The organism is Kitasatospora sp. NPDC032150 (genome assembly GCF_055579945.1).
This window is the reverse complement of sequence record NZ_JBVIMH010000019.1, coordinates 40,181-55,243: the sequence shown is the minus strand read 5'-3', so window position 1 is coordinate 55,243 and position 15,063 is coordinate 40,181. Positions and strand designations below refer to the sequence as shown.

The window sequence follows — 15,063 nt, the reverse complement described above, 5'->3', positions numbered from 1 at the left end:
GTGAACTCGCGGAAGCCACAGCGAGTCGGATCGCAGGCCCGGCCCCAGTCGGTTCCGGCCTGATCGGGTTCGACCTGGGTCGGCCCGGCCCCGGCCCCGGCCCCGGCTACGGCGCCAGAGCGCTCCACGGCAGTGTGACCTCGCCCTGCCGCCAGCGGCCACGGGCGTCCACCAGCGGCCAGCTCCCCGCCAGGGCGGTGCACGCGGCCACCCAGCGCTGGCGCGCCCCGAAGGCTCCGTACGGCGCGGCCGCGGCCCAGGCGCGGTCGAAGTCCGTCAGGAAAGCGTGCACCGGACGGCCGGGCACGTTGTGGTGGATCAGTGCCTTCGGCAACCGTTCGGCCAGGTCGGATGGCTGGTCGAGGCCGCCGAGCCGGGCCGCGAAGGTCACCGTGCGGGGGCCATCGGGGCCGATCGCCACCCAGACGTGCCGACGTCCGATCTCGTCGCAGGTGCCCTCGACCAGCAGTCCGCCGGGGGCGAGCCGTCCGCGCAGCCGCTCCCAGACCGCGGCCACCGCCGACTCCTCGTACTGTCGCAGTACGTTCGCCGCCCGGATCAGCAGCGGAGCCGCACCGTCCAGCGGTACCTCGAAGCCGCCGCGCCGGAAGGTCAGCAGCGGGGGAGCGGCGTACGGGAGGGCAGCCGCGACCCGGTCGGGCTCGATCTCGATGCCCACCACCCGGATGTCAGTCCGTACCGCACGCAGGCGGGTGGAGAGTTCGACTGCGGTCCAGGGCGCCGCGCCGTAGCCGAGGTCCACGGCGATCGGCGGCCGGTCGGCGCGGCGCAGTGCCGGGCCGAGGGTGTGGGCTATCCAGCGGTCCATCCGGCGCAGGCGGTTGGTGTTGGTGGTGCCCCGGGTGACCGTCCCGACCGGGCGCGCGGAGCGCCCGCGGGCGGCGGAGGGATCGAACGAGGCGGCCATGCGAGGAAGCCTACGCGGACCGCGCCGCATCTCATCCAGCGAGACGGGAATACCGGCCGTCGGCCCCGGGGTTGTCACACTGGACGATGCCCGCGTGGGGCCGCCGCCGTCCGGCAGGGGTCCGGCGGGGCGGCCGCACAGAACGTCCGGAGCAGTACGGTCCGCAGGCAGCACGGCCCCTAGGCAGTCGGGGGAGCAAGAGGAGGCTTCAGCCCGGTGACCCAGCATCCCGTACGGAAGGCACGCCGTGCCCAGTACGCGCTAACGCCCACCCGCGCCCGCCTGCAGTCGTTGGTCGGCGGTCGTCCGCGCAGGCCCCGTCGGATAGCCATGCTGAGCGTCCACACCTCGCCGCTGCACCAGCCGGGCACCGGCGACGCGGGCGGGATGAACGTCTACATCGTCGAGCTGGCCAAACGGTTGGCCGAGCTGGACATCGAGGTCGAGATCTTCACCAGGGCGATCCGCTCCGAGGACGCGCCCCTGGTGCAGCTAGCGCCCGGGGTCCTGGTCCGGCACGTCACGGCCGGGCCGTACGAGGGGCTGGTCAAGGAGGATCTGCCCGCCCAGCTCTGTGCCTTCACCCACGGCGTGCTGCGGGCCGAGGCCGGGCAGCGGCCGGGCCACTACGACCTGGTGCACTCGCACTACTGGCTCTCCGGCCAGGTCGGCTGGCTGGCCGCCGAGCGGTGGGGCGTGCCGCTGGTGCACACCATGCACACCATGGCCAAGGTCAAGAACGCCGCCCTCGCCGAGGGCGACACGCCGGAGCCGACCGCGCGGGTGATAGGTGAGACCCAGGTGGTCGAGGCCGCCGACCGCCTGATCGCCAACACCGCCGAGGAGGCCGGCGAGCTCTCGTACCACTACTCCGCCCGCGAGGACCAGCTCGCCGTCGTCCACCCGGGTGTCAACCTGGACATCTTCCGGCCCGGCGACCGCGCCGCAGCCCGCGCCAGGCTCGGGCTGCCGCAGGACGCCCCAGTCCTGCTCTTCGCCGGGCGGATCCAGCCGCTCAAGGCGCCCGACGTGCTGCTCAGGGCCGTCGCGGTGCTGCTGGAGCGCGAGCCCGGCCTGCGCGAGCGATTGGTGGTCCCGGTCGTCGGCGGGCCGTCCGGAACGGGACTGGCCAAGCCGGAGAGCCTGCACAAGCTCGCGGCCCAGCTCGGCATAACGGACGTGGTCCGCTTCCATCCGCCGGTCGGGCAGACCGAGCTCGCCGAGTGGTACAGGGCCGCATCGGTGCTGGTGATGCCCTCGTACAGCGAGTCCTTCGGGCTGGTCGCCCTGGAGGCCCAGGCCTGCGGCACGCCGGTGGTCGCGGCCGCGGTCGGCGGTCTCCCGGTCGCGGTCCAGGGCGGTCGTACCGGCACCCTGGTGAACGGCCACGACCCGGACACCTGGGCCGACGCGCTGCACCAGTACGCCACCCGGCCCGAGCTGGTCGGGCAGCAGGGCGCCGCCGCGGCCCGGCATGCGGCGGGCTTCGGCTGGAGCACGGCCGCCGCGGCCACGGCCGAGGTGTACGCGGGCGCGCTCGCCCGACAGGCGGGCCGCCTCGCCCGCTCCCGCCTCCGCATCAGCTGAGCGGCTGACACCAGCCCCCGGGGTCGGTTGGACGACCCCGGGGTGCGCCGTGCGGACCCTTCGCCCGGGAGCGCTCATCACCCGGTGCCGCTGGAAAACCGGGCTTACCGCCGAGTAGCGTCTCCTCCATGGCAATCCGCACGAAGGACGACGCCCTCGAGCTGCTCCGCTCCGCCCTGGACGAGGTCGGGGTGACCTGGGAGCCGGCCGCCACCGATCCGTACACCCTGGTCGCCTCGCTGCCGGGGAGTCGGAAGCTGGCCACCACCTGCGCACTGCGGGTCGGCGAGCACACCCTCTCGGTGAACGCGTTCGTGATCCGCCGCCCCGACGAGAACCACGAGGCGGTCTACCGCTGGCTGCTGGAACGCAACACCCGTCTGTGCGGGGTCGCCTACGCCATCGACCGGCTCGGTGACGTCTACCTCGCGGGCCGCGTCCCGCTGGACGCGCTCACCCCGGACGTCGTCGACCGGCTGCTCGGCACCGTCCTGGAGAGTGCCGACGAGCCTTTCAACACCCTGCTCGAACTCGGCTTCGCCACGGCGATCCGGCGTGAGTGGGAGTGGCGCACCAAGCGCGGCGAGTCGACCCGGAACCTCGAAGCCTTCGCCCACCTCGCCGGACCGGCGACCTCCGAGCCCCGGCCGCAGGAGGCCGGCCGGCCGGCGACCGGAACGGACGGGACGGCCTGAGCTCAAGAGCCGAAACCCAGAGCGACCACACCCGGAACTCAGGCCGAGGAGACCGCCTCCCGCTCAGCGGTGGTGTTCGAAGCGCCCGACGCACCGGGCGTGCCGAAGTCGCCGGACTCGCCGAAGGAGCCGGACTCGGCCGAGCCCGGCTGCGCCGCCTTCCGCCGCCCGAGCAGCAGGAACGCGAGGCCGGCGGCCGTCCCGCAGACCGCGCAGGCGCCCCAGACGGCGCCGCCCGCGTGCTGCAGGAGGTAGCCGCCGGCCGCCGGACCGAGGAAGGAGGCCAGTGACCAGGAGAGCGAGTACACACCCTGGTAGCGGCCACGAGCCACGGTCGGTGAGAGCTCGGCGACCAGGCTCATCATGGTCGGCGCGTTGATGATCTCGCCGATCGTCCAGACGGCCACGGTGAGGGCGTAGAAGGCGGCCGAGGAGCCGGCCAGCGCGGTCAACCCGAAGCCCCAGCCGGTCAGCAGGGCACTCGCGACCAGCAGCGCCGTCCGGTTGCGGCCGCTGGTCAGCTGGGTGAGCGGCAGCTGGAGCAGCACGATCAGCAGCCCGTTCAGGCCGATGACGAAGCCGTACCCGGCGGTGGAGATGCCCGCCTCCCCCATGCTGACCGCAAGTGTGGTGCTGCCCTGCTGCGCGACCACCGCGAGCAGCAGGTTGGCGCCGACCACTGCCATGAACCGGCCGTCCCTGAAGACCGTGCCCAGCCCGATCCGGGCCTCGGCGCCGGGGCCGGCCGTCTCGACCGGGCGGGCGGCGGCCTCCGGCCGGGTCTCGGGGATCTTGACGAAGACCACCACGGCGCAGAGCAGCGTGCTGAGCGCGTCCAGCAGGAAGAGGGTCAGATAGCCGTGGCTCGCGAGCAGCCCGGCGGCGGCCGACGAGACACCGAACCCGATGTTGATCGCCCAGTAGTTCAGCGAGAACGCGCGGACCCGGTCCTCGGCCGGAACCACGTCAGCGATGATCGCCGAGATGGCCGGGCGGGAGGCGTTGTTCGACAGGCCGACCAGGAAGGCGACCGCAGCGATGGTTATCGGGCCGTCGGTGAAACCGAGCACGGCGGTGAAGAGCGCCGTGGACAGCTGCGCGACCAGCAGCGTCGGCCGCCGCCCGATCCGGTCGGTGAGCACGCCCGCGCCGAGGGCCGCGATGGCCGAGCCGAGCCCGAAGAGTGACGCGACCAGGCCCGCGTACGAGGCCGAGTAGCCACGCTCGGCGGTCAGATAGAGGGCGAGGAAGGTGACCACGAAGCCGCCCAGGCGGTTCACGAGCGTAGACGTCCAGAGCCACCAGAACTGTCTCGGCAGGCCGCCGACGGTGTTCGAGAGGGCGGCGGGGATGCGGGCGGGTCCGGGCAAAGGGGGCTCCGAGGGCAGCAGGGGCCCGCAGAACGGGCTGTTGGGGCTGCCCGACGGGCATGTAAGTGGTCCAATGCTTGATCACATATTACTAAGGCACTTTCGGCCCGGCCACCGCTTATTTGGCTCCATTAAGCTGTGGACCATGGCTGACACGACGTACCGACTCATCCTGCTCCGCCACGGCGAGAGCCAGTGGAACCAGAAGAACCTCTTCACCGGCTGGGTCGACGTCGACCTCAACGAGAAGGGCGAGAAGGAGGCCGCACGCGGTGGCGAGCTGCTCGCCGCCGAGGGCCTGTTCCCCGACGTGGTCCACACCTCGCTGCTGCGCCGCGCGATCCGCACCTCCCAGATCGCGCTGGACAAGGCCGATCGCCACTGGATCCCGGTCAGCCGCAGCTGGCGCCTGAACGAGCGTCACTACGGTGCGCTCCAGGGCAAGGACAAGGCCCAGACCCTGGCCGAGTTCGGCGAGGAGCAGTTCCAGCTCTGGCGCCGCTCCTACGACACCCCGCCGCCGGTGCTGGCCGACGACGCCGAGTACTCGCAGGCGCACGACGCCCGCTACGCGGACATCCCGAGCGAGCTGCGCCCGCGCACCGAGTGCCTCAAGGACGTCGTCGAGCGCATGCTGCCGTACTGGTACGACGCGATCGTCCCGGACCTGGCCGCCGGCAAGACCGTGCTGGTCACCGCGCACGGCAACAGCCTGCGCGCGCTGGTCAAGCACCTCGACGGCATCTCCGACGCGGACATCGCCGGCCTGAACATCCCCACCGGCATCCCGCTGGTGTACGAGCTGGACGCCGACTTCAAGCCGGTCGTCAAGGGTGGCCGCTACCTGGACGCCGATGCCGCCGCAGCCGCCATCGAGGCGGTCAAGAACCAGGGCAAGAAGTAAGCCCGCACGGCACTCGCCGTGCTCCTCCGAGCCCCCTGTCCGCGGTCCCGCCGCGCGGCAGGGGGCTCGGTCGTGTGTGCCGGGCCGATCCGGGGAGTGCCGTGGTGACGGTGTGCATCCTCGGGGCATCCGGTCAACTCCCCTGGCGCTAGCGGTGGTTCAGATCATTGACGGTCGCGGGTGGCGCTTCCAGCGTAAGTGCGGAACCGGCGCGGGCGTTCCGTGATCCGTCCCCGGATCCCGCCCCCACACATGCGGCCCGCGTCCTTCGTGTACTCCATCCCCCCGCACACCCCGCTTCGGCGTGCCCGGAAGCGGGTTCAGGAAGGAGCACCGTGCGCAAGCGCCATGCCCTGCTGGCCGCGGCCGGCGCGGCGGCCGTCCCGATCGCTCTCGCGGCCCCCGCCCGGTCGCACGGGTACATCTCCGACCCGCCGAGCCGGTCCGCCCTCTGCGCGGCCGGGACCGTGACCGACTGCGGCCAGATCCAGTGGGAGCCGCAGAGCGTGGAGGGCCCCGAGGGCTTCCCGGAGAACGGGCCCGCGGGCGGCACCCTCTGCTCGGGCGGCAACACCAGGTTCGCCGAACTGGACGACCCGCGCGGGGGTGACTGGCCGGCCACCCGGGTGGCGGCGGGCCAGCAGCTCACCTTCACCTGGACGTTCACCGCCCGGCACGCGACAAGCCTGGCTACGACGCCTCCAGCCGCTGACCCCGGACAGCCTGGACACCACGCCCTTCCTCACCGTCCCCTACGGCGGCGCCCGGCCTCCGAGCACGCTCAGCCACACCGCGACGCTTCCGGCCGGCCGGACCGGGCACCAGGTGGTGCTTGCGGTCTGGGACATCGCCGACACCGGCAACGCCTTCTACTCCTGCACCGACGTCGACTTCTGACGTCCGCCGGTGCGGGGCGGCAGCAGAACCGCGACCGGGTGCCCCGTCGTACGGCGGGACACCCGGTGCGGGCCTGCCTGGGCTCAGTGGCTGCCGCAGCAGCCGCCGCTGGCGCCGCCGCACTGGCACGGCGCTCCGGACTGGCAGCCGCAGCCGCAGCCGGGGCCGCAGCCGCAGCCGGCGGCGAGGATCGGCAGCAGGGCCGGTGCGGGCGGTTCGATGACGCTCGGTGGTGGGGTGTTGGGGGTCGGGGTTGCCTTCATCGCGCTGGGCCCTCCTCGGGACGGGCACACGGCGGGTGTGCCTACGCCATGAGTGAAGCCCGCCCATGACAGGGCGTCAACGGGCGCGCAGAGGCGCTCGCGAGGCGCACCGTGCGCCCCCGTCCGGGCGGTGCCCTCCGGGGGCGTCCCGGTTATGCCACCGGCAGCTGCCCCCGCCCCGTGCCTACTGGGCCTGGGAAGCCTCCTGCGCGGCGACGAACTCGTTCGCGTGCTCACCCGTCACCAGGAACACCACGCGCTTGGCCACCGACACCGCGTGGTCGGCGAACCGCTCGTAGTACCGGCCGACCAGGGTGACGTCCACGGCGGTCTCGATGCCGTGCTGCCAGCGGTCGTCCAGCAGGTGCGAGAAGAGCTCGCGGTGCAGCGCGTCGATCGCGTCGTCGTCCTGCTCCAGCTCCAGGGCCTTGTCCACGTCCTTGGTGGAGATGACCAGTCCGGCCTTGGCGACCAGACGCTGGGCGAGCTGCCCCATCTCCAGCACGATCGGGTGCAGGTCGCCCGGGACGGCCGTGGCCGGGTAGCGCAGGCGGGCCACCTTGGCGACGTGCCGGGCGAGGTCGCCGCAGCGCTCCAGGTCGGCGCTCATCCGCAGGCTGGTGACGACGATCCGCAGGTCGGTGGCGACCGGCTGCTGGCGCGCCAGCAGGTCGATGGCCCGGTTCTCCAGGTCGTGGTGCAGATCGTTGATCTTCGCGTCGGCGGCGATGACGCTCTCGGCCAGTTCCAGGTCGGCGTCGAGCAGCGCGGTGGTGGCCCGACCCATGGCCGAACCGACCAGCCGCGCCATCTCGACCAGTCCGTCGCTGATCGAGTCGAGTTCCTCGTGGTACGCGTCGCGCATGCTCTCTCCTCAGTAGCTGTGTCGGTGGCGGTGCCGACCGGTCGTCCCGCCGTCTCGTGCGACCACATCCGTGGACATCCGCCCGTGGGCGTGCGCGAGGGCCGGGAGGCCGCTGCAGGTGGCGCGAATCGTACGCGCACGCCACCGCCCGCAGGGCTGCGTGACCCACACTGGGCCGTCCGGGCGACGGCGCACGGCCGCAGCAGTGAACCGGTGGCAACCTGAAGGTGAATTCTCGGCAACGTAAGGTCGATCCCTTGATCGCAAGCTTGAGGGAGGTCTTCGCCTTGCGCTTAGGCTGGCCGTATGGACGTGAATGTGGCCGCCGCCGCTGCCTGCGCCATAGCCGGGCTCGGTGTCGGCCTCACCGCCGCCATAGCCTTCCGCTGGAGTGAGCGCGAGCAGAGTCGGAGCGGCAGGGTCGGCGGCAAGAGCAGGAGCAGTACCGGCGGTGCGCCCCCGCACGAGCCGGTACTGCCGCCCGGAGTGGACACCGTGCTGTCGGTGCTGCGCTCCTGCGCCATCGTGCTCGGCGAGGCCGACGAGGTGGTCAAGGCCAGCTCGGCGGCCTACGCGATGGGCCTGGTGCGGGGCGGCGCGGTGGCCGTCGAGCAGATGATGTCGCTGGCCCGCGCCACCCGGCGCGACGGCGAGATCCGACAGGTCGAGCTGGAGGTGCCGAAGCCGGGGGTGGCTCGCTCGGCCGATCCGCTCGCGGTCTCGGTCCGGGTCGCCCCGCTCGGCTCCCGGCTGGTGCTGGTCCTGGTCGAGGACCTGACCGAGCGCCGCCGAATCGAGGCGGTCCGCCGCGACTTCGTGGCCAACGTCAGCCATGAGCTCAAGACCCCGGTCGGCGCGCTCTCGCTGCTCTCCGAGGCCGTCGCGGACGCCGCCGACGACCCCGAGGCCGTCCAGCGCTTCGCGGGCCGGATGCAGATCGAGGCCACCCGGCTGGCCAGCCTGGTCCAGGAGATCATCGACCTCTCCCGGGTCCAGGACGACCAGCTGCTGACTGACCCGGAGCCGGTGCCGGTGGACGAGCTGATCGCGGAGGCCACCGACCGCTGCCGCCAGCCAGCCGCCGCCAAGCAGATCCACATCGCCTCCGGCGGTGTCGCCGGCCTCCACCTGCACGGAAACCGCGGCCAGCTTGCCGCCGCGCTCGGTAACCTCGTGGAGAATGCGGTCAACTACAGCCCGCCGCGGACCCGGGTGGCCATCGCCGTCCGCCGCATCTCCAGCGCCGCGGCGCTGGGCGAGGCGGACGGCGAGCTGATCGAGATCTCGGTGACCGACCAGGGAATCGGCATCTCGGAGAAGGACCGAGAGCGGATCTTCGAGCGGTTCTACCGCGTCGATCCGGCCCGTTCCCGTGCCACCGGCGGAACCGGCCTCGGCCTGTCCATCGTCAAACACGTCGCTGCTTCCCACGGCGGCACCGTGTCCGTCTGGAGCGTCGAGGGCCAAGGCTCCACGTTCACCTTGCGGCTCCCCGCCGGGCAGATCCCGGTGGAGCAGCCGATCACCCCGCTGTCGAAGCGAATCCCCGCAACCACAAGCCCCATTTCTGCCCCGGAGGCCCGATCGTGACCCGAGTACTGGTGGTCGAGGACGAGGAGTCGTTCAGCGACGCCCTCTCGTACATGCTCCGCAAGGAGGGCTTCGAGGTGGCCGTCGCCGCCACCGGGCCCGACGCGCTGGAGCAGTTCGAACGGAACGGCGCCGACCTGGTGCTGCTCGACCTGATGCTCCCCGGGCTGCCCGGCACCGAGGTCTGCCGTCAGCTGAGGGTCCGCTCCAACGTCCCGGTGATCATGGTGACCGCCAAGGACAGCGAGATCGACAAGGTGGTCGGCCTGGAGATAGGGGCCGACGACTACGTCACCAAGCCGTACTCGACCCGCGAGCTGGTCGCCCGGATCCGCGCGGTGCTGCGCCGCCGCGGCGAGGACGCGGGGGGCAACGGCGACGGCGGCGGCCCGGGCGCCCTGGAGGCGGGCCCGGTCCGGATGGACGTGGACCGGCACGTGGTCACGGTGGACGGCGCCAAGGTCGATCTGCCGCTGAAGGAGTTCGACCTGCTGGAGATGCTGCTGCGCAACGCGGGCCGGGTGCTCACCCGGATGCAGCTGATCGACCGGGTCTGGGGCGCCGACTACGTCGGTGACACCAAGACCCTGGACGTCCACGTCAAGCGCCTGCGAGCCAAGATCGAGCCGGACCCGGGCGCGCCGCGCTACCTGGTCACGGTGCGCGGCCTCGGCTACAAGTTCGAGCCGTAAACCCCGCAGCAGCGAAGCGAAGGGCCCCTGCCGAGCAGGGGCCCTTCGGCGTACGACCGCGGTGTCAGTGGGTGGCGGGGGTGCCGGAGGCGGCGCCGCTCGGGGCCGTACCGGCCGGGGCCGTGGCAGCGCCGGAGGCGGGGGCCGTGGCGGCGCCCGAGGCCGCGCCCGAGGGCGCGGCGGTGGCCGGGGCGGTGGCCGGGGCCGAGGTGGTGGGGACCACCGGCGCCGGGGCGACGGTCGGGCCGTACGAGGCGAACAGGCCGGTGGCCGGGCTGACCTGGGCCTGCGCGGTGACCTTGCCGCTCTTGGCGAAGGCGAAGCTGGCCGGGGCGAAGCCGCCGACCGTGACCTTGGCCGAGGCGACGTGAGCGGCCGGCTGGCCCTGGCCGCCGACCAGCACCGCACCGCCGGCCGGGATGACGATCTCGGTGACCGGAGCGCCCTTGGCGTCGGTGAAGGTCGCCGCGCTGCCCTCGCCGACCGTGATCGACTGCAGCGTCTCGGGGGTGGTGCCGTTGTTGGCGATGTTGACCGAGACGTTGGCCGGGCCGGTCTGGTCGCCGATCGCATCGGCCTTGGTCACCACCACGATGTTGTTGAGCTTGAGGTGCTCGCCCAGCGAGGTGGCCGCGCTGTCCGGCTTGATCTCCAGGGTGTCCGGGGTGTTCCCGGCGGCGCAGGCGGACAGCGGGACGATCGCTGCGAGGACGAGGGCGGCGATGGCGCCGCGTCGAAGGCTCCGGCTCACGGCGGCGACTTCTCCTTGGATCACGTGTCGGGTGGTCAGTCAGGGCTCAGACTACCGACCACGCTTATCCGCTTCTCACGGGGTGGCCCCGTGTCGCATCCGGAGCGCACTTCCGGCGCTTCCCGCCCCTCGTCGACACGGGTGCACCGTTTACTAACGATGATCATTCGGCGTGGCTCCGCGGCTCGGCGGACCGGAGTGTGACCGGGATCGCGATGGGGCGCGGCGCGCTGTGCGGCAAAAACTCAAGATCCAATCATGGTTTCCGAAGTGTCGCCAGAGGTTTCGTCAGGTCCTCCATACCGCCTCCGACCTGCGAGAAGCCTCCGTCGAACATCGGTCGCAGCACGTGAAGGGGGTGGTTGTCAAGCCCCGAGACCCGCCCTGACCTGCGGAAACGCCCTTCGGGTGCGCCGAAAAGCGTGTTATTCTGGAAAGCCACGGAAGGGGTCCTGTCACATGACGTTCAAGGTTGGCGACACGGTGGTCTACCCCCATCACGGGGCTGCGCTGATCGAGGCCATCGAAACTCGCCAGATCAAAGGTGTGGACAAGACCTACCTGGTGCTGAAGGTGCAGCAGGGAGACCTGACGCTGCGCGTGCCCGCGGAGAACGCAGAGTTCGTCGGCGTGCGCGACGTAGTCGGCCAGGAGGGTCTGGACCGCGTCTTCGAGGTGCTGCGTGCACCGTACACCGAAGAGCCCACCAACTGGTCCCGCCGCTACAAGGCAAACCTGGAGAAGCTCGCTTCGGGTGACGTCATCAAGGTCGCCGAGGTCGTGCGCGACCTGTGGCGTCGCGAGCGCGAGCGCGGACTGTCGGCCGGCGAGAAGCGGATGCTCGCCAAGGCCCGGCAGATCCTGGTCAGCGAGCTGGCCCTGGCCGAGAACACCAACGAGGACAAGGCGGAGACGCTGCTCGACGAGGTGCTGGCCTCCTGAGGCCGGCCTCCCGGTAGCACCGCGAACGCCACAGCGCCCGATGTCGGCGCGCCACCACGGTTCGGTACGCCGGGCGGGTGGCGCGGTGGCACCTCGGGCGCTTCGGCGTACCCGCAGCCGGGCGCCCTGGTTCGGTGGATCCGAGTGAAACGGGTGAGCCGGCCCGGACAGCCACGGCCGGACCTGGACGGTCCGATGCCCGGGGTGGTGCGTAGTGCCGGTGGTCCGCGTAGGTCCACGGGTCTGCGGTTGGAAGGGGTCCGCGCTGTGCACCCGCCGCGCACGCCATGGCCATACCCACTTCGGCGAAGGAGTGAAACCTGAACGCCACAGCAGCAGTTGCAGCAGCCGTCGTACCCGCCGCCGGGCGGGGTGAACGGCTTGGGCCGGGCGCGCCCAAGGCCCTGCGCGAGCTCGGCGGGGTGCCCCTGCTGGTGCACGCGGTCCGAGCGCTGGCGCGCAGCCGGGCGGTCGGCCTGGTGGTGGTCGCCGCGCCGCCGGACGGTGTGGCCGGGGTGGCCGCACTGCTGGACAGCCACGGCCTGGACGGCAAGGACATCCGGGTGGTGGCCGGTGGCGCGACCCGACAGGAGTCGGTGCGCCTTGGCCTGGCCGCGGTCCCGGCCGGGACCGGGATCGTGCTGGTGCACGACGCCGCCCGGCCGCTGGTCCCGGTGGAGGTGGTGGACGCGGTCGCCGCCGCCGTCCGGGCGGGCGCCGAGGCCGTCGTGCCGGCCGTGCCGCTGGCCGACACGGTCAAGCAGGTCACTCCGGCCGCCACGCCGGGAGCACCCGAGCCGGTGCTCGACACGCCCGACCGCGCCACGTTGCGCGCGGTACAGACCCCGCAGGGCTTCCGCCTGGACACCCTGCACGAGGTGCACCGGAAGGCGCTGGCCGAGGAGGCCGGCGGCGGCCTGCCGCCGGTCACCGACGACGCAGGTCTGGTCGAGCGCTACGGCGGTCAGGTGGTCGTGGTGCCCGGCCACGAGGAGGCCTTCAAGGTCACCCGTCCGCTGGACCTCGTGCTCGCCGAGGCCGTACTCGCCCGCAGGAGGGCCTCCGATGGTTTCTGAGCCGCTGATTCCGCGGATCGGTATCGGCACCGACGTGCACGCCTTCGAGGTGGGGCGGCCGCTCAGGGTGGCCGGCCTCGACTGGCCGGACTCCGAGGTCGGCCTGGCCGGGCACTCGGACGCCGACGTGGCCGCGCACGCGGCGTGCGACGCGCTCTTCTCGGCCGCCGGGATCGGCGACCTGGGCGCGCACTTCGGGACCGACCGGCCGGAGTGGTCCGGCGCCGCCGGGGTGACCCTGCTCGCCGAGGCGGCCCGGCTGGTGCGCGCGGCGGGTTTCGAGATCGGCAACGTCTCGGTCCAGGTGATCGGCGTCCGCCCGAAGATCGGCAAGCGCCGGGACGAGGCGCAGGCCGCGCTGTCGGCCGCGGTCGGGGCCCCGGCCTCGGTCTCCGGCACCACCACGGACGGGCTCGGCCTCACCGGCCGGGGCGAGGGCCTGGCCGCGATCGCCACCGCGCTGGTGTACCGGATCTGACCGCCGGCCGGGACGATTTACGGCCTGACGAGTGTTCAACCCCCCTGTGCGGCAAGAGAGTCGATAGCGTGGGCGGGCGGCGGATCGCCGCCCGCCCGACCGTTCACCGCACCAGAGGAGAGGTCCGACTCATGACCGCAGAACTTCCCGACCAGGCAAAGGCGCTGCTCGACGGCAAGGCCTTCGCGGTGGTGACCACCCTGCTGCCCGACGGCAGCCCGCAGTCGTCCGTCGTCTGGGTGAAGCGGGACGGCGACGACGTCCTGTTCTCCACCGTCGAGGGCCGCCGGAAACACCTCAACCTGGTCCGGGACCCGCGGGTCTCCGTCGTGGTCAACCCGCCGGAGCAGCCCTACACCTACATCGAACTGCGCGGCGAGGCGGCCCTGAGCCGGGAGGGCGCCCGGGAGCTGATCAACGAGCTGGCCCACAAGTACATGGGCAAGGACTACGACATGGACGGTCCCGACGACGTCCGGGTGGTGGTCCGGATCAAGCCCCGCAAGGTGGTCGGCCGCTTCTGAGTTCGGCAGCGATCGGCGTGGACCCGAGGAAGAAGTGGGCATCGGGTCCCGGAAAGGTGGCGGGGCACCCCCCGCCGCCCACTACGCTTGACGCTGTGAGCCTTCGCCTGTACGACACCAGCACCCGCCAGGTACGCGACTTCGTCCCGCTTGTACCGGGCTGTGTCTCGATGTACCTGTGTGGGGCGACCGTCCAGGCGGCCCCGCACATCGGACACATCCGGTCCAACCTCAACTTCGACGTGATGCGCCGGTGGTTCACCTACCGCGGCTACCAGGTCACCTTCGTCCGCAACGTCACGGACATCGACGACAAGGTGATCAAGAAGGAGCGCGAGCTCGGTACCCCGTGGTTCGAGATCGCGTACACCAACGAGCGTGCCTTCAGCGAGGGTTACGCCGCGCTGGGTTGCCTGCCGCCCTCGGTCGAGCCCCGGGCCACCGGACACGTCCCCGAGATGATCGAGATGATGCGGAAGCTCATCGCGAAGGGGCACGCGTACGAGTCCGAGGGCAACGTCTACTTCGCGGTCGGCACCTTCCCGCAGTACCTCGGGCTGTCCAACCAGCGGCTGGAGAACCTGCTGCAGCCCGAGAGCGAGGGCGAGACCGGCAAGCGGGACCCGCGCGACTTCGCGATGTGGAAGGCGGCCAAGCCGGGGGAGCCCAGCTGGGACACTCCGTGGGGCCGGGGTCGCCCGGGCTGGCACCTGGAGTGCTCGGCCATGGCGCACAAGTACCTGGGCAAGGCCTTCGACATCCACGGCGGCGGGCTCGACCTGATCTTCCCGCACCACGAGAACGAGATCGCCCAGTCCCGCGCCTTCGGCGACGACTTCGCCAACTTCTGGGTGCACAACGCCTGGGTCACCATGAGCGGCGAGAAGATGAGCAAGTCGCTCGGTAACTCGGTGCTGATCTCCGAGATGGTCCAGCGCTGGCGGCCGATCGTGCTCCGCTACTACCTGGCCGCCCCGCACTACCGCTCGATGATCGAGTACAGCGAGGAGTCGATCCGCGAGGCGGAGACCGGCTTCGGGCGGATCGAGGGCTTCATCGAGCGCGCGGTCGAGCGCTGCGGCCGGGTGGACGCCGCGCCCGAGGTGCCGCTGGCCTTCGCCGAGGCGATGGACGACGACCTCGGGGTGCCGCAGGCGCTCGCGGTCGTGCACACCGCGGTCCGGCAGGGCAACAGCGCGCTCACCGCGGACGACAAGGAGAGCGCGGTGGCGCGTCTCGCCGAGGTCCGTGCGATGCTCGGAGTACTGGGTCTCGACCCGCTCGACGAGCACTGGGCCGGGACCGACCGGGGCGACGACCTCCACGGCGTGGTGGACTCGCTGGTCCAGCTGGTGCTGGAGCAGCGGCAGGCGGCCCGGGTGCGCAAGGACTTCGCGACGGCGGACGCCATCCGCGACCAGCTCTCGCAGGCGGGCCTCACCATCGAGGACACCCCGTCCGGCCCGCGCTGGATCATCAACAACCAGTAACCCCTTGGGCG

Annotated in this window: 15 protein-coding genes and 1 pseudogene; 11 read left to right on the top strand and 5 right to left on the bottom strand. The window is 72.0% G+C overall.

The annotated features are described in order from the left end of the window. Positions 1-106: 106 nt before the first annotated feature. Positions 107-928 (bottom strand): class I SAM-dependent methyltransferase, encoded by an 822-nt coding sequence (locus ACZ5ON_RS22415; RefSeq protein WP_465595394.1) that lies wholly within the window; start codon positions 926-928, stop codon positions 107-109. A gap of 216 nt (positions 929-1,144) precedes the next feature. Between ACZ5ON_RS22415 and mshA the strand changes: the two genes are divergently transcribed. Then, on the top strand, positions 1,145-2,515 hold the full coding sequence (mshA, locus tag ACZ5ON_RS22410) for a D-inositol-3-phosphate glycosyltransferase (RefSeq protein WP_465595391.1): 1,371 nt from the start codon (positions 1,145-1,147) through the stop codon (positions 2,513-2,515). 128 nt (positions 2,516-2,643) lie between these two features. Next, positions 2,644-3,210, top strand: coding sequence for a type III secretion system chaperone family protein (locus ACZ5ON_RS22405; RefSeq protein ID WP_465595388.1), 567 nt, complete (start codon positions 2,644-2,646; stop codon positions 3,208-3,210). A gap of 38 nt (positions 3,211-3,248) precedes the next feature. Here ACZ5ON_RS22405 and ACZ5ON_RS22400 read toward each other — a convergent pair whose 3' ends face one another. After that, complete coding sequence (locus ACZ5ON_RS22400; RefSeq protein WP_465595385.1) at positions 3,249-4,580, bottom strand: MDR family MFS transporter; 1,332 nt, start codon at positions 4,578-4,580, stop codon at positions 3,249-3,251. A 145-nt stretch (positions 4,581-4,725) separates the two neighbouring features. Here ACZ5ON_RS22400 and ACZ5ON_RS22395 point away from each other — a divergent pair, with 145 nt between their 5' ends. Then, positions 4,726-5,484: a phosphoglyceromutase gene (locus ACZ5ON_RS22395; RefSeq protein ID WP_465595382.1), complete on the top strand. Its 759-nt coding sequence runs from the start codon at positions 4,726-4,728 to the stop codon at positions 5,482-5,484. Positions 5,485-5,819: 335 nt separating this feature from the next. Further along, positions 5,820-6,381 (top strand): annotated as a pseudogene (locus ACZ5ON_RS22390) (lytic polysaccharide monooxygenase). Positions 6,382-6,464: 83 nt separating this feature from the next. Here ACZ5ON_RS22390 and ACZ5ON_RS22385 read toward each other — a convergent pair. Together ACZ5ON_RS22385 and phoU are read right to left on the bottom strand one after the other, a co-directional pair. Then, positions 6,465-6,644 (bottom strand): hypothetical protein, encoded by a 180-nt coding sequence (locus ACZ5ON_RS22385; protein ID WP_465595379.1) that lies wholly within the window; start codon positions 6,642-6,644, stop codon positions 6,465-6,467. 184 nt (positions 6,645-6,828) lie between these two features. After that, complete coding sequence (phoU, locus tag ACZ5ON_RS22380; protein ID WP_465595376.1) at positions 6,829-7,509, bottom strand: phosphate signaling complex protein PhoU; 681 nt, start codon at positions 7,507-7,509, stop codon at positions 6,829-6,831. Between the two features lie 306 nt (positions 7,510-7,815). Between phoU and ACZ5ON_RS22375 the strand changes: the two genes are divergently transcribed. Both ACZ5ON_RS22375 and phoP read left to right on the top strand, forming a co-directional pair. Next, positions 7,816-9,099, top strand: coding sequence for a sensor histidine kinase (locus ACZ5ON_RS22375; protein WP_465595373.1), 1,284 nt, complete (start codon positions 7,816-7,818; stop codon positions 9,097-9,099). After that, positions 9,096-9,791 carry a two-component system response regulator PhoP gene (gene phoP / locus ACZ5ON_RS22370; RefSeq protein WP_344634991.1) on the top strand — a complete coding sequence of 232 codons (696 nt, stop codon included), beginning with the start codon at positions 9,096-9,098 and terminating at the stop codon, positions 9,789-9,791. Before ACZ5ON_RS22375 ends, phoP begins: the two co-directional genes overlap by 4 nt. Before the next feature lie 64 nt (positions 9,792-9,855). On the opposite strand, the gene ACZ5ON_RS22365 is transcribed toward phoP, so the two are convergent. Further along, positions 9,856-10,542, bottom strand: a complete 687-nt coding sequence (locus tag ACZ5ON_RS22365) for a DUF461 domain-containing protein (protein ID WP_465595369.1) — start codon at positions 10,540-10,542, stop codon at positions 9,856-9,858. A gap of 459 nt (positions 10,543-11,001) precedes the next feature. On the opposite strand from ACZ5ON_RS22365, the gene ACZ5ON_RS22360 reads away from it, so the two are divergent. The 5 genes from ACZ5ON_RS22360 to cysS all read left to right on the top strand — a co-directional run bounded on the left by ACZ5ON_RS22360 (position 11,002) and on the right by cysS (position 15,052). Further along, positions 11,002-11,484, top strand: a complete 483-nt coding sequence (locus ACZ5ON_RS22360; protein ID WP_014136563.1) for a CarD family transcriptional regulator — start codon at positions 11,002-11,004, stop codon at positions 11,482-11,484. Between the two features lie 320 nt (positions 11,485-11,804). Further along, entirely contained in the window at positions 11,805-12,560 is a 756-nt protein-coding gene (ispD, locus tag ACZ5ON_RS22355; protein WP_465595599.1) for a 2-C-methyl-D-erythritol 4-phosphate cytidylyltransferase, read from the top strand. Beyond that, positions 12,550-13,038 carry a 2-C-methyl-D-erythritol 2,4-cyclodiphosphate synthase gene (gene ispF, locus ACZ5ON_RS22350; protein WP_465595366.1) on the top strand — a complete coding sequence of 163 codons (489 nt, stop codon included), beginning with the start codon at positions 12,550-12,552 and terminating at the stop codon, positions 13,036-13,038. The genes ispD and ispF overlap by 11 nt, the downstream gene beginning before the upstream one ends. 131 nt (positions 13,039-13,169) lie before the next feature. Further along, complete coding sequence (locus ACZ5ON_RS22345; protein ID WP_465595363.1) at positions 13,170-13,562, top strand: PPOX class F420-dependent oxidoreductase; 393 nt, start codon at positions 13,170-13,172, stop codon at positions 13,560-13,562. Between the two features lie 95 nt (positions 13,563-13,657). Further along, positions 13,658-15,052: a cysteine--tRNA ligase gene (gene cysS / locus ACZ5ON_RS22340; RefSeq protein WP_465595360.1), complete on the top strand. Its 1,395-nt coding sequence runs from the start codon at positions 13,658-13,660 to the stop codon at positions 15,050-15,052. Positions 15,053-15,063 lie beyond the last annotated feature (11 nt).